This window comes from Zhongshania guokunii, assembly GCF_040892635.1.
GTDB lineage: Bacteria > Pseudomonadota > Gammaproteobacteria > Pseudomonadales > Spongiibacteraceae > Spongiibacter > Spongiibacter guokunii.
This window is the reverse complement of the sequence record NZ_JBFRYA010000007.1, coordinates 18,947-30,782: the sequence shown is the minus strand read 5'-3', so window position 1 is coordinate 30,782 and position 11,836 is coordinate 18,947. Positions and strand designations below refer to the sequence as shown.

Here is an 11,836-nt window from a genome sequence, read left to right as displayed (position 1 = left end):
TCGCCCTAGTTTGGCTGTTTGCATGGCAATGCTGCCGCATGGCTAAAGATTAAAAAAAGCCCCACCAACCCCAGAGGAAGTAAAAATGACTGATAACACCACCGAAGCCACACCAATCACCGCCATTTTTAAAATGGTGTACTTAGCCGCTTTAGAAGTATTTATGGCGCGCAACGATGTGCGCTATTACCTGAACGGTATATGCGTAAAACCCTGCTCGGAAGGCGGTGTATTACTCACCGCAACCGATGGCGCGCACCTGCTAATGATTAGAGACAAAAGCGGATTTGCATCACGTGAATTCATCATACCGAATATGTCGCACGTGCTAAAAATCTGCAAACCTGCACAATCTAAAAAATCAAAAATCCTTAGCGATACACCGTCCGCTATCGTAATTGACGACAACCGCCTAAATATTGTTACCGAATCATTTTGTAAAATTGAACGCGCTGAGAACGAGCTAGGCGAGTATCAAGACCACCTGCACAGCGCTTGGCCATTCAAGGAGATCGATGGAAAATATCCAGATATCGAACGCATACTGCCACGCGAAACACCCAATATCAAAAAAGCAACACCAGATCCAGCGGTGCAGATCAACAGCAAATACCTTGCCGACATTCATAAAGCTATGTCGCGCCTATGCCCCAAAACGAAGTACGTCACCACCATTGCTCAACGCGGAAAATACGACCCCCTTGTGGTGGTTATTGGCGCCCCAGACATAGAGGCCTTCGCGATCATCATGCCAATGCGCTACGACGAAACAGAAAACTGTGCCGTGCCGAACTGGGCATACAACTCGCCATCACCAGAAGCCACCAAAGAAACGGCAGCAGCCGCATGAAACCCTTTGCCGTATTTGAAGGCACCACCGACGAAGACGGCAAGTTTTCAAAATTCGACATACCAGGCAAACGCCGCCACCGGTTTCGCGTGGTGATGTGGATCAAAGCAAAAGACGGCACCAAGTTAGAAAACGATTTTTCAACCAAGCAAGCCTGCCGCTTTACAGATTTTATGGCTCAGATCGTGCGGCCAGCGGTAGACGAAATTATAAGCGAAGCCGCCCAGCACGGTGGCACCAGTCGCTACGGCTTTAGCTGTTACAAATGGGGCTGAACATGAAAACAGCATTAATCATTTTTGTAGTGGCCATTACATGGGCCTTTGCTTATAGCGCTTGCAAAATGGCAGCAGACGGAGACAACCAGCAATGAAAAACAGCCTACTAGACTTAAACAACCACCTATTTTGCGCCCTAGAACGCCTTAACGACGAAAAATTAAAAGGCGACAAACTAACCGAAGAACTCAACCGCAGCAAAGCCATTACCGGCATTGCCCGCGAGGCCGTGGCCAACGCCAAAGTCATGCTAGAAGCACAAATAGCACTCGGTGGCGGTAACCGTCCGCTGCCAACCGTATTTGGTTTGGAACACAAATAATGCGCTTCACCTACAGCCAACAACACATCGAATTTTTGCGCAAAACCTACCGCAAAATGGGCAAGGCCGACACCACCGCTGCATTCAACGCTGAATTTGGCCTATCACTCACGCTGTCGCAAATTAGCGCCGCCCTCAAAAACCACAAAATTACCTGTGGCCGCAAAAAAGGCGAACTACTAAAAGGCCAGTTGCGCGTCCACACTCAAGCGCAATTTGAGTGGATCAAAAAAGAGTATCGCCAAAAATCACTAGCCGAGCTCACCGCCGCGTATAACGAAAAATTCAACGCCACCAAAACGCAAAAGCAGATCCGCAGTACCCTGCGTAACCACCGCATAAACAGCGGCCGCACCGGTCAATTTGTAAAAAATCAACAACCATGGAACACCGGCACCAAAGGCGTTATGAAACCCAACAGCGGCAACTTTAAAAAAGGCCAGCGCGCACACAACTGGCGCCCGCTGGGTAGCGAACGCATTAACGCCGAAGGCTACACGGAAGTAAAAGTAGCCGAGGCAGACCCACACACCGGCGCGCCAACCCGCTTTAAATTAAAGCACCAACTCGTTTACGAAAAGCACTTTGGCCTTATACCAAAAGGTCACAACGTGCGCTTTAAAGACGGCGACCGCACCAACTGGGACCCAAGCAACCTAGAACTATTCAGCCGCGCCGAACACGCCATGCTCAACAAAATGCAATACACCACCGCGCCGCAAGAAATAAAGCCCACGCTCAAACTTATTGCCAAATTGCACCACGCCGGCAACCAAAGATTAAAGGTAGCGTAACCATGAAACTCACACCCGCTCGCCGCTGGATAAAAGAAACATTTGAGGCCGGAGTCACCGTCGACACCGTGTGCGCGTGGGTAGAAAAACAGATCATTCCCGGCGTCATCATCGATGGTAAAGCCTTTGTCGACGCCGACCGCGCTGCCGTATTACTAGACACCTGCACGCGCATACAAGCACAAACCACACAAACAACCAGCACCGGCAACAGCACCATAGCCAGCATCATGCAAGGAGCAATGACCAGATGAACACAAACGCACTCATACAACTTTGGAATCTAACCCAAGAGCACCCAGGCACATCTGGCGCCCTCGCCGCCGCAGGCGTACTGCTAGGCCTTTACAACGGCAGCCGCTTTCCCTGCGACCTAACCGAACTGCGAGCGCTCGACGGCAACAACCTCAGCGCCGCAATAACCGTCATTAGCAACGACGCCCAGCGCTGCCAAATGGAAGTGCACGAATGGCTAAACCGCATCACCGGCCGCAACGACTTTGGCCCCCGCTTTGAGCACCTCGCACACCAATACAAAGAATTTAAACGCGGCCGCTGCAAAGTGAACCAGCTAGAACCAATCACACCCCAGAGCCTAAAAATAATACCCAGCCAAAAGGCACGCAGCGCAGAGTCACAGCAAACACAAGACCGCCTAAGTGCAATGACCAATTAACCTTTTTATTAAATGGCGGCGACCTCTGCCGTCCGGTTTGAATTTTTTGTTAGTTTTCGACTAACTACAGGGTGATATATGAACGCCAATTTAGAAATGATATTCATGAAGCAAAAGCTTGCTGACTTTGAGGCGGCGGCAAGTATGCAGCGTAGCCGAACAATTAATACTCTTATCGACTTACGGGTAATGCTCCAGGATGGCGACTATGACGAAGCGTTGGAAATGCTCGATGAATTAGTAGATGGCGAAGAAAACTAACCCACACGTTCACGCGGCATCGCGTGCAACTGATTGTTATATTTTTGGAGTTTGATATGTGCGAAAGAGCAAGACGAAAAGAAGATATGTCTCCTAATGGGTTTCTTGAGGTTTTCATAGACACCGACAACAACGACATTCATGTGTCGGTATTCAGCGAAGACCACGGCGGCGAAATGGTATTTGCATCCGTTGAGTTTTGCTGCGTAGGCATGGGCGGTGGACAAAGTCCCAGAACGCGAGAGGCGTTAAGGAATCTTGCCGAAGCGATAAAGCTAGACAATGAGGAAAAGCCCGGACGAGCAGTAAAAATATAACCTTGCGATAAAACGCAAGTGAAGCAAAGCGTAACGCAGTCGTTTTTGATTGCGTTGTTATAAACCGATTGGTGCACACTATGACCATTAAGCATTTTGTAAATCATAAAGAGCAGATGAGCCAACTTGGAAAACATAAGTGGCATGTGCCGAGGCTGATAGAACTTGCGAAAGATTTAGAGGTAATGGACATTCCTCTTGAGCACATGAATATGTATTACAAGTACGAAAATTTAACGCTCAGAGAAATGGTCGGCCACATGAAAGCGGTTAATGACGCCGATTTAAAGTACCCAATAATTATTGATGAAGACGGTGAAATAATGGATGGAAGGCACCGACTTATGAAAGCAATTCTTGAGGGGGAAAGCTCTATTAAGGCTGTGAGATTTAAAGAAAATCCATCGCCTTGCGAGGTGGCAGATTAGGTTTATAACCCAGAGTGAAGGGGCTGCGCTTTATGCAGTCCCGAGCGAAGCGGACTTACACGGCATGTTATGTGCCGACACGGAGAAAATGATGAAGCGATTTTTAACAAACAAATACCCCGTTAACTACAACGGCAAAGACACGCTCCCAACAGGGACGATTTTCACAATTGGAGCCATTAACGGGACTATGTTTGAGCTGGTGCCAGCAAAGAAGGTAGCCGACTTGGATTACCCAATTATGGTTGACTGCCAAATGCTTGATCGAGGCTTTACTGAGCAGGACCACATAGGCACATAACCCCATAAGCAGGCGAGGCGCGCTGTTTGCGCCGTCGCCCTGCCTTTGATTGTTATACACAAACGAACGGAGACGATTATGACCGGCGATGAAGTTAAAAAAGAAACAATGTGCGGCGCGAAGTACAGTGATATAGAGGTAGCTAGCATGGTGCGGATGCTGATGCGCAATCAGCTCAATCATGAGGCTGTGTGCACGATGGGGCGCGACAGAATCATGTATCTCAGCCAACGGATTGAGAAGCTGCAGGCGGCGTGGGATGACCTGATTGGGAATACCGAGGAAGCAGACGCATTCGGGAACGTAACAGTATCAGCATGCGACTATGACGCATTTCATCGCCTGCTGAAACAAGGTGTATAACCTTTTTGTTTTGCGGCTGGCGGTTAGCCAGTCCGAAACAACTGGTTGTTATGCCTATTTTGCACTATTTACTAAAATAGTTTGAATTAATGCTTGAAACACTTAAATAGTTTTAGTATTATATCACCATGCACTGAGGGAATGACCCCAAAGGCAGGAAACTAAAAGGTGACTAACATGAGCAATTTTGCAAACTACAAAAATGGCGAAGTAACTATTAACACTTACCGCTTCCCAGATGCACAAGTAACAGACGTAGCCGACATTTTGAATGCAGTAGAAACTGAGTCAGAAGAAATACTGGTAGCAAGCATTGATACTGACGAAGAGTTGGCGGCGATTGAAGCATTAAAAAAGTAACCCCGTCTCAACAGTGCAAACAGGCAGGGCTTAAAAGCCTTGCCGAACTTGTTGAGGCGACTGCTACGAGCGAGCAGACATTGATTAATTGGCAGCGCAACAAGCCGAAATTATTTGCGGTGGTTGTTGCCGGAGCCGTTGCTTTGAGAGAGGCATAACACAGCATTATAAAGACCACACAAGGTAGGAGGCCTTAAATCAATGACTTACAGAGCATCGAAAAAAGCAAGGAAGCTATGGTCAGAACGCAGCCACGCAGCAAAAGAGCGCAAGCGACTAGCCCAAGCAATTGAGCCATTGCCACTACTGGAAGACGATCACATCACAATCGAGGTGCGCCGCAAACTCACCGGCGAAGTCGCCCTATTTGAACTGCTACCCGGCAATCGATCAGACAACTACAGCGTGTACTGCAACAACAAGCACCTAGGCGTTATGGGAATCACAAAAGTCTGCGCAGGCATACGCAAAGCCCTGCCCCGAATTTGCCCCTATATTTGACACCAGAGGCCCAGCATGCCCAAACTAATTACCCAACCGGCACACCCGAGCACCGCAGACATGGGCAAAATTCGCATTGTAGACGGCCACGCACTGCCGCCCAACCTATACCAAAACCAGCGCAAAGAGCCGGGCAAGTGGCGCTACAAACGCCCAGACGGCAGCTACTACGCCTTTGCCGCAAGCATTAGCGAGGCCATCGAGGCCGCAAAAGGCCTCAACGCCCAATTTGCAGCAGGCAGCAACGTAACGCCTGCAGCCAACCCACAATATGGCCGCCTCTCCATTCGCCGCCACGCCGAAGACTTTATAAGCGAGCGCGAAAAACGCGAGCCCACGCTAGCCAGCAAAACCAGCTGGGACAACCGCAAAGCCTACTTGCGCTCATTCGCCGCGCTCAATGCCGGTAAATCGGTGTCGCAACTGACCCTACTCGACATACAGCAGTGGTGGGACAAACTCACCGGCAACGCCCAGCGCAGCCGCCGCGCCGAATTCAGACGCTTTTTTAACCACCTAATTGCCCGCAACCTCTGCCCCAAAATGGACGCAAACCCGTTCAGCAGCAGCGATGCCGTGCCACGCGTCGAAATGTCTGCCCGCCCCGCCAAAATGCGCTTACGCCTCACCCTTGAGAACTACTGGCACATCTACAACAAAGCTGGCGAGCTGGGCTATGAATTTGTTCAAATCGCGATGGGTATCGCCCTGGTCACAACCTTGCGCCGTGGCGATATTTGCGACCTAACGTGGGATAACAACATAACCGGCACCCTGCTGCGCAAGCAGATCAACAAAAGCCACGCGCAACTATCAGGCAATTATGAATTCACAGGCGGCAAGGCAGCCCCCGCCAACCTATGTTGGAACATGGACCAACACCAACTGCTGCGCAAACTCATTAACCGCGCCCGCGAGCTCGCCATGAAAAATGGTCGCTGCACCCACGTCATCAGCCACAAACTAGAAAAACGCTACAAGCGCAAAAAAGTAGAACGCGAACACCACTACCAAATCCTGCCCGACTATCTCACCCGCGCGTTTGCCGAGGCCCGCGACGCAACCGAGATATACAACGGAATACCCACCGCAGCACGCCCAGGACTCCACGAAGTGCGAGCACTAAGCAGCGACCTCTATCGCAAAGCAGGCTACACCACCGGCGAGATCCAACAGCTAATGGCACACACAGACGAGAAAATCACAGAAGGGTATTTGGCAGGACACGAAACCCAATGGACCGACATAGCCATAGCCATGCCAGATCAAGTAATTGGCGGCGCATTCTAACCATCAAACCTACCAACCCAAAAAACCAAAAGGGCAGCCCCAAAAAGCTGCCCTTTTTTAGTTTTGTCCAAAAGTCAGAAAGTTTTGTCCACTTTTGTCCAAGCAAAAAAAACAGCCACCTAAGCGACTGTTTTTAATATAGTTTTGGTCGGAACGGCAGGATTCGAACCTGCGACCCCCACACCCCCAGTGTGGTGCGCTACCAGACTGCGCTACGCCCCGATTTGAGGGGTGGCATGATACCCCAACGTATTGATTTAGTGAACTATCTTTTGAGAAGTTTTGCGACTTCTTCTAATTCACCGAGCATTTGCCGAATAACTTGTCGCGCCTGTGAGGATTCTTCTTTAGCAACTTCACCAGACATGCGCTGCCGAGCGCCACCAATGGTGTAGCCCTCTTCGTATAAGAAGCTGCGAATCTGGCGAATCATCAACACATCTTGATGCTGATAATAGCGACGATTGCCGCGCCGTTTTACCGGTGTTAGCTGGGGAAATTCCTGTTCCCAATAACGGAGAACATGAGGTTTTACGCAGCACAGCTCACTGACTTCACCAATAGTAAAGTAGCGTTTGCCTGGTATGGGCGGTAATTCGTCGTTATGACTTGGTTCCAGCATAGTCCTCTACCCTGGATTTTAATTTTTGGCCGGGCCTAAATGTCACCACGCGACGAGCAGAGATTGGAATCTCCTCTCCCGTTTTGGGGTTACGCCCGGGGCGCTGACTTTTGTCACGGAGGTCAAAATTACCGAAACCGGAAATCTTCACCTGCTCGTTATTCTCCAAACAGAGGCGAATCTGCTCAAAAAACAACTCCACGAGCTCCTTCGCCTCACGCTTATTAAAGCCTAGCTCTTCGTATAACCGTTCGGCCATTTCTGCTTTAGTGAGGGACGTCATCACACTAGTTCCTTAAACTTGCGCCAAATGCCTCCTGCAAGGTTTGCACAACTGCCGCAACAGATTGATTAACCTCTTCCTCATTCAGAGTGCGTGATGAATGCCTGAACGTCAAGCCCACAGCCAAACTTTTTCTTTCAGGATCAATGCCTTTACCTTGATAGAGGTCAAACAGCTTCAAGTCACTGAGGCAATCCCCTGCCGCGCCTCTAATTGCCTGCAACACGTCAGCTGCAGGTAATTCGCGAGCAACGATCAAGGCCAAGTCCCGGCGCACCTCCGGGAATTTAGACAATTCACTGAATTTAGGCACATCGCGAGCCAATACTGGCTGTTGATCAATCTCAAACAAATACACCGGATTGACCATATCCCACTGGGCTTGCAAGCTGGGGTGCAAGGCGCCAATACGGCCAATTAGCACGTTATCGCAAAACACATCGGCGCACTGACCTGGGTGCAGGGCCGCATAACTGCCCGGCGCGAAGGTAATTTCACCAGCAGCAACAGACAGCAAGCTCTCTAAATCGCCTTTGAGATCATAAAAATCGACTAATTCGCCGTTTTCATTCCAACTTTCAGCAGTGCGTCGACCAGTAATAAGTGCCGCTAGCGTTGGAATTTGCTGCAAGCCGTTATCGCCCTTCACAAAACGCTGACCCGCTTCAAAGATGCGAATACGCGGCTGCTGGCGTTTGGCATTGTGCATGGCGGTTTTTATCAAACCGGGCAATAAACTGGTGCGCATAACCGACATATCGGCAGAAATTGGGTTGAGTAGCTCAACACCTTCCACACCCTCGGCCATCGCCTTATGCATTGCGGGATCAATAAAACTGTAAGTCACCGCCTCTTGATAGCCACGGGCAACCAATTGCTGGCGAAGCGCACTCAGACTGCGCTTGCTTTCAGTTGCCGGGCGGATAGTCAGCGCATCTTGAATCGGCCGCACCGGCAGGCGGTTATAGCCGTAAATCCGCGCCAGTTCTTCGAGTAAATCCACTTCAATAGTGATATCAAAACGCCAGCTCGGCGCCGTAACGTCCCAACCACCCTCTACACGCGCTACGGTGAGACCCAAGCCCACAAGAATAGACTCTACGTCGCTGGCAGCCATATCCATGCCCAGCACTTTGGCAATGCGCTTTTCACGAAGCAGAATCGGCTTGCGCTCAGGCATGGCCGCTGAGTCGACAACCGATACCGGCCCTGGCTCACCGCCACATATAGCAACTATCAGCGCTGTAGCGCGCTCTATGGCCCGTGCAGGCAGCTCAAAGTCGACGCCGCGCTCAAAGCGATGCGAGGAATCGGTATGCAAACCGTAAGACCGCGCCCGTCCCGCCAAAAGATCTGGCGTAAAAAAGGCGGCTTCTAAAAAGAGGTGCTGCGTGGATGGCGTCACTGAGGACACTTCGCCGCCCATAATACCGGCAAGCGCTAGCGGCTGCTGTTCGTCGGCGATCAGCAAACTGCCTTCACGCAAGGTCATTGTTTGGCCGTCAAGCAATTCCAAAGACTCATTAGCCTTTGAGTGCCGCACTACCATCCCACCGCTGAGTTTATCTAAGTCAAAGGCGTGCATGGGCTGCCCCAATTCCAACAATATGAAATTGGTAACATCAACAACTGCGTCGATACTACGTAAACCACAGCGGCGCAGCTTCTCTTGCAGCCACAATGGACTGGGCTTGGAAACATCAACATTGCGAATAATGCGACCCGCATAGCGAGGGCAATCTGCACCCGCCTCGACCCGAATTGGTAGCTGACTGTCGTTAACTGCCGTCACCGAAGCAATTTCTATATCAGAAAACGGCATTTCATTGAGTACGGCTGCTTCACGGGCAATACCGCGAACACTCAGGCAGTCGGCGCGATTCGGGGTTAAGCCTAGCTCGAAGATTGAGTCGTCTAAACCCAAAAATACGCGAATATCCTCACCGACGGGCGCGTCTAGAGGCAATTCCATCAGGCCATCGGACTTCTCCGCCAAACCTAGCTCTTCTTCAGCGCAGAGCATGCCGAAGGACTCAACGCCCCGCAGCTTGGCTTTCTTGATTTTGAAATCGCCAGGCAATACCGCGCCCAAGGTCGCCAGCGGTACTTTTATACCGGGGCGGGCATTGGCGGCACCGCAAACAATCTGCACTTCTTCGCTGCCGGCATTCACGCGGCAAACCTGCAATTTTTCAGCGTCGGGGTGCGGCGCTGTTGCCAAAATCTCAGCCACAACAACGCCAGAGAATACACCGGCTACCGGATCAATGGCGTCCACTTCTAGGCCGGCCATGGTAATTTGCGCCGCTAACTCGTCGGTGCCAACGGTGGGGTTAACCCACTCGCGCAACCATTGTTCACTAAATTTCATATGCTATCCGTTTTGAATATTGTCGCTGGGGCCGAATTATCTGAATTGACCAAGGAAACGTAGGTCATTCTCAAAAAACAGACGCAAATCGTTAACGCCGTAACGCAACATCGCTAAGCGCTCAACGCCCATACCAAAGGCAAAACCGGTAAAGCGCTCGGTGTCGATATTCACGTGCTCAAACACCTGAGGATGAACCATGCCGCAACCCATAATTTCCAGCCAACCGGTTTGGCTGCATACGCGGCAACCCTCGCCATTACACATCACGCATTCAATATCCACTTCCGCCGACGGCTCAGTAAAGGGGAAGTAAGACGGACGGAAACGCACATTTAATTCTTTTTCAAAGAAGCTACGTAAAAAGGCTTCGACCAAGCCTTTAAGATCGGCAAAGCTGGACTCTTCGCTGATCAACAGCCCTTCAACCTGATGAAACATAGGGGTATGGGTCAAATCAGAGTCGCAGCGGTATACACGGCCCGGACAAATCACTTTTAGCGGCGGCTCGCTGCTTTCCATCACGCGCACCTGTACCGGCGAGGTGTGGGTACGCAAGACCGTGGACTCGTCTACGTAGAAGGTATCGTGCATCGCCCGCGCAGGATGATGAGCGGGAATATTGAGGGCTTCAAAATTGTGATAATCATCTTCAATCTCGGGGCCTTCAACCACCTCAAAGCCGATGCTTTCGAAAAAGGCACTGATCCGCTCAATGGTGCGAGTTACAGGATGCAATCCACCAGCTTGCTGACCGCGCCCAGACAGGGTCACGTCAATTTTCTCAGCTTCAAGCCGTGCATTCACCGCGGCCAGATCCAACAGCTGCTTAGCGTCGGCAATCTGCGTTGACAACGCTTCTTTCACGCGGTTGATCTCGGCACCTGCAGCCGGACGCTCTTCAGCAGACAGCTTGCCAAGGCCCTTCAGTAGCGCCGTAATATGGCCTTTCTTACCAAGGTACTCAACCCGCACCTGATCCAAGGTCGACGCGTCTGTGGCGGCACTGATTTTTGCCGCAGCTTCAGCCGCCAGCCCTTCTAGATTATCCATGCTGCGCTCCCAATCTCCGCGCTAACGCCCCGCCGCAGCGTGGCTAAATTTACTGTGTCAGAAACAAAATAGGGAAAGGGCACAAGCCCTTTCCCTATAGTAAAACAAAGCTATATGGCCGCTACGCAACGGCCTATCGCTTCTTAAGCTAAGGCTGTTTTCGCGCGTTCTACGATAACAGCAAAGGCTTCTTTGTCATGTACGGCCAAATCGGCCAATACGCGACGGTCTAAAGCGATATCTGCTTTTTTCAAACCAGCGATCAAACGGCTATAGCTCAGGCCATTAGCACGTGATCCAGCGTTAATACGCGTGATCCACAAAGCGCGGAAAACACGTTTCTTGGCACGACGGTCACGATAAGCGTATTGACCCGCTTTAATTACCGCTTGTTTTGCAACACGGTAAATACGTGAACGGGCACCATAGTAACCCTTGGCTTGTTTCAGAATCTTTTTATGACGACGGTGTGCGGTCACACCACGTTTTACGCGGGGCATAGAATATTCCTCTTAATCTTGATGACGTTAATCAGATGGCGCGCAACATGCGGTCAACCAGAACTTTGTCCGACTTATGGACAGCACTAGTGCCACGTAGCTGACGCTTACGTTTGGTGGTCATCTTGGTCAAGATGTGGCTTTTATGAGCGCTTTTGCGCTTATAACCGCTACCGGTTTTCTTGAAGCGTTTTGCCGCCCCGCTGTGTACTTTCTGTTTTGGCATCGTTAGATACTCCGCATTCTTAATGTAAATTAAATCAAGT

The 11,836-nt window shown here is 50.6% G+C and carries 19 protein-coding genes and 1 tRNA gene; 13 read left to right on the top strand and 7 right to left on the bottom strand.

What is annotated here, in order from left to right; all coding sequences use genetic code 11:
• Nucleotides 1-85: 85 nt before the first annotated feature.
• From AB4876_RS09310 to AB4876_RS09250, 13 genes are all read left to right on the top strand, one after another.
• The gene (locus AB4876_RS09310) at nucleotides 86-850 is read left to right on the top strand and encodes a hypothetical protein (RefSeq protein ID WP_368381377.1); all 765 of its coding nucleotides are present in this window, start codon (nucleotides 86-88) and stop codon (nucleotides 848-850) included.
• The gene (locus AB4876_RS09305) at nucleotides 847-1,125 is read left to right on the top strand and encodes a hypothetical protein (protein ID WP_368381376.1); all 279 of its coding nucleotides are present in this window, start codon (nucleotides 847-849) and stop codon (nucleotides 1,123-1,125) included. The genes AB4876_RS09310 and AB4876_RS09305 overlap by 4 nt, the downstream gene beginning before the upstream one ends.
• A 94-nt stretch (nucleotides 1,126-1,219) precedes the next feature.
• Nucleotides 1,220-1,450 (top strand): hypothetical protein, encoded by a 231-nt coding sequence (locus AB4876_RS09300; protein ID WP_368381375.1) that lies wholly within the window; start codon nucleotides 1,220-1,222, stop codon nucleotides 1,448-1,450.
• Complete coding sequence (locus tag AB4876_RS09295; RefSeq protein WP_368381374.1) at nucleotides 1,450-2,244, top strand: HNH endonuclease signature motif containing protein; 795 nt, start codon at nucleotides 1,450-1,452, stop codon at nucleotides 2,242-2,244. Before AB4876_RS09300 ends, AB4876_RS09295 begins: the two co-directional genes overlap by 1 nt.
• A 2-nt stretch (nucleotides 2,245-2,246) precedes the next feature.
• Nucleotides 2,247-2,498, top strand: a complete 252-nt coding sequence (locus AB4876_RS09290; protein WP_368381373.1) for a hypothetical protein — start codon at nucleotides 2,247-2,249, stop codon at nucleotides 2,496-2,498.
• Nucleotides 2,495-2,920: a DUF7673 family protein gene (locus AB4876_RS09285; RefSeq protein WP_368381372.1), complete on the top strand. Its 426-nt coding sequence runs from the start codon at nucleotides 2,495-2,497 to the stop codon at nucleotides 2,918-2,920. The genes AB4876_RS09290 and AB4876_RS09285 overlap by 4 nt, the downstream gene beginning before the upstream one ends.
• Before the next feature lie 78 nt (nucleotides 2,921-2,998).
• Complete coding sequence (locus tag AB4876_RS09280) at nucleotides 2,999-3,181, top strand: hypothetical protein (protein ID WP_368381370.1); 183 nt, start codon at nucleotides 2,999-3,001, stop codon at nucleotides 3,179-3,181.
• Between the two features lie 86 nt (nucleotides 3,182-3,267).
• Complete coding sequence (locus tag AB4876_RS09275) at nucleotides 3,268-3,498, top strand: hypothetical protein (protein WP_368381369.1); 231 nt, start codon at nucleotides 3,268-3,270, stop codon at nucleotides 3,496-3,498.
• A gap of 80 nt (nucleotides 3,499-3,578) precedes the next feature.
• Nucleotides 3,579-3,926 carry a ParB N-terminal domain-containing protein gene (locus AB4876_RS09270; protein ID WP_368381368.1) on the top strand — a complete coding sequence of 116 codons (348 nt, stop codon included), beginning with the start codon at nucleotides 3,579-3,581 and terminating at the stop codon, nucleotides 3,924-3,926.
• Nucleotides 3,927-4,305: 379 nt separating this feature from the next.
• Nucleotides 4,306-4,590 carry a hypothetical protein gene (locus AB4876_RS09265; RefSeq protein ID WP_368381367.1) on the top strand — a complete coding sequence of 95 codons (285 nt, stop codon included), beginning with the start codon at nucleotides 4,306-4,308 and terminating at the stop codon, nucleotides 4,588-4,590.
• 177 nt (nucleotides 4,591-4,767) lie between these two features.
• Entirely contained in the window at nucleotides 4,768-4,950 is a 183-nt protein-coding gene (locus tag AB4876_RS09260; RefSeq protein ID WP_368381366.1) for a hypothetical protein, read from the top strand.
• Nucleotides 4,951-5,151: 201 nt separating this feature from the next.
• A complete protein-coding gene (locus AB4876_RS09255; protein WP_368381365.1) occupies nucleotides 5,152-5,451 on the top strand; it encodes a hypothetical protein in 300 nt (99 codons plus the stop codon).
• A 15-nt stretch (nucleotides 5,452-5,466) separates the two neighbouring features.
• Nucleotides 5,467-6,741, top strand: a complete 1,275-nt coding sequence (locus AB4876_RS09250; protein WP_368381363.1) for a tyrosine-type recombinase/integrase — start codon at nucleotides 5,467-5,469, stop codon at nucleotides 6,739-6,741.
• Between the two features lie 145 nt (nucleotides 6,742-6,886).
• On the opposite strand, the gene AB4876_RS09245 is transcribed toward AB4876_RS09250, so the two are convergent.
• From AB4876_RS09245 to rpmI, 7 genes are all read right to left on the bottom strand, one after another.
• Nucleotides 6,887-6,963: transfer RNA gene (locus AB4876_RS09245), tRNA-Pro, on the bottom strand.
• A 43-nt stretch (nucleotides 6,964-7,006) separates the two neighbouring features.
• Nucleotides 7,007-7,363, bottom strand: a complete 357-nt coding sequence (locus AB4876_RS09240) for a MerR family transcriptional regulator (protein ID WP_008247201.1) — start codon at nucleotides 7,361-7,363, stop codon at nucleotides 7,007-7,009.
• Nucleotides 7,344-7,646, bottom strand: a complete 303-nt coding sequence (ihfA, locus tag AB4876_RS09235; RefSeq protein WP_008247199.1) for an integration host factor subunit alpha — start codon at nucleotides 7,644-7,646, stop codon at nucleotides 7,344-7,346. Before ihfA ends, AB4876_RS09240 begins: the two co-directional genes overlap by 20 nt.
• Before the next feature lie 4 nt (nucleotides 7,647-7,650).
• Nucleotides 7,651-10,017, bottom strand: a complete 2,367-nt coding sequence (pheT, locus tag AB4876_RS09230) for a phenylalanine--tRNA ligase subunit beta (RefSeq protein ID WP_368381362.1) — start codon at nucleotides 10,015-10,017, stop codon at nucleotides 7,651-7,653.
• 36 nt (nucleotides 10,018-10,053) lie between these two features.
• Nucleotides 10,054-11,070, bottom strand: a complete 1,017-nt coding sequence (gene pheS / locus AB4876_RS09225) for a phenylalanine--tRNA ligase subunit alpha (protein ID WP_301030302.1) — start codon at nucleotides 11,068-11,070, stop codon at nucleotides 10,054-10,056.
• A gap of 143 nt (nucleotides 11,071-11,213) precedes the next feature.
• The gene (rplT, locus tag AB4876_RS09220) at nucleotides 11,214-11,570 is read right to left on the bottom strand and encodes a 50S ribosomal protein L20 (protein WP_008247192.1); all 357 of its coding nucleotides are present in this window, start codon (nucleotides 11,568-11,570) and stop codon (nucleotides 11,214-11,216) included.
• A 31-nt stretch (nucleotides 11,571-11,601) separates the two neighbouring features.
• Nucleotides 11,602-11,796 carry a 50S ribosomal protein L35 gene (rpmI, locus tag AB4876_RS09215; protein ID WP_008247190.1) on the bottom strand — a complete coding sequence of 65 codons (195 nt, stop codon included), beginning with the start codon at nucleotides 11,794-11,796 and terminating at the stop codon, nucleotides 11,602-11,604.
• Nucleotides 11,797-11,836: the final 40 nt, after the last annotated feature.

What these genes read in the sequence shown, in the direction of transcription:
- AB4876_RS09310 (WP_368381377.1), top strand. Translation starts at nt 86, where the DNA reads ATGACTGATAACACCACCGAAGCCACACCAATCACCGCCATTTTTAAA.
- AB4876_RS09305 (WP_368381376.1), top strand. Translation starts at nt 847, where the DNA reads ATGAAACCCTTTGCCGTATTTGAAGGCACCACCGACGAAGACGGCAAG.
- AB4876_RS09300 (WP_368381375.1), top strand. Translation starts at nt 1,220, where the DNA reads ATGAAAAACAGCCTACTAGACTTAAACAACCACCTATTTTGCGCCCTA.
- AB4876_RS09295 (WP_368381374.1), top strand. Translation starts at nt 1,450, where the DNA reads ATGCGCTTCACCTACAGCCAACAACACATCGAATTTTTGCGCAAAACC.
- AB4876_RS09290 (WP_368381373.1), top strand. Translation starts at nt 2,247, where the DNA reads ATGAAACTCACACCCGCTCGCCGCTGGATAAAAGAAACATTTGAGGCC.
- AB4876_RS09285 (WP_368381372.1), top strand. Translation starts at nt 2,495, where the DNA reads ATGAACACAAACGCACTCATACAACTTTGGAATCTAACCCAAGAGCAC.
- AB4876_RS09280 (WP_368381370.1), top strand. Translation starts at nt 2,999, where the DNA reads ATGAACGCCAATTTAGAAATGATATTCATGAAGCAAAAGCTTGCTGAC.
- AB4876_RS09275 (WP_368381369.1), top strand. Translation starts at nt 3,268, where the DNA reads ATGTCTCCTAATGGGTTTCTTGAGGTTTTCATAGACACCGACAACAAC.
- AB4876_RS09270 (WP_368381368.1), top strand. Translation starts at nt 3,579, where the DNA reads ATGACCATTAAGCATTTTGTAAATCATAAAGAGCAGATGAGCCAACTT.
- AB4876_RS09265 (WP_368381367.1), top strand. Translation starts at nt 4,306, where the DNA reads ATGACCGGCGATGAAGTTAAAAAAGAAACAATGTGCGGCGCGAAGTAC.
- AB4876_RS09260 (WP_368381366.1), top strand. Translation starts at nt 4,768, where the DNA reads ATGAGCAATTTTGCAAACTACAAAAATGGCGAAGTAACTATTAACACT.
- AB4876_RS09255 (WP_368381365.1), top strand. Translation starts at nt 5,152, where the DNA reads ATGACTTACAGAGCATCGAAAAAAGCAAGGAAGCTATGGTCAGAACGC.
- AB4876_RS09250 (WP_368381363.1), top strand. Translation starts at nt 5,467, where the DNA reads ATGCCCAAACTAATTACCCAACCGGCACACCCGAGCACCGCAGACATG.
- AB4876_RS09240 (WP_008247201.1), bottom strand. Translation starts at nt 7,363, where the DNA reads ATGCTGGAACCAAGTCATAACGACGAATTACCGCCCATACCAGGCAAA.
- ihfA (WP_008247199.1), bottom strand. Translation starts at nt 7,646, where the DNA reads ATGACGTCCCTCACTAAAGCAGAAATGGCCGAACGGTTATACGAAGAG.
- pheT (WP_368381362.1), bottom strand. Translation starts at nt 10,017, where the DNA reads ATGAAATTTAGTGAACAATGGTTGCGCGAGTGGGTTAACCCCACCGTT.
- pheS (WP_301030302.1), bottom strand. Translation starts at nt 11,070, where the DNA reads ATGGATAATCTAGAAGGGCTGGCGGCTGAAGCTGCGGCAAAAATCAGT.
- rplT (WP_008247192.1), bottom strand. Translation starts at nt 11,570, where the DNA reads ATGCCCCGCGTAAAACGTGGTGTGACCGCACACCGTCGTCATAAAAAG.
- rpmI (WP_008247190.1), bottom strand. Translation starts at nt 11,796, where the DNA reads ATGCCAAAACAGAAAGTACACAGCGGGGCGGCAAAACGCTTCAAGAAA.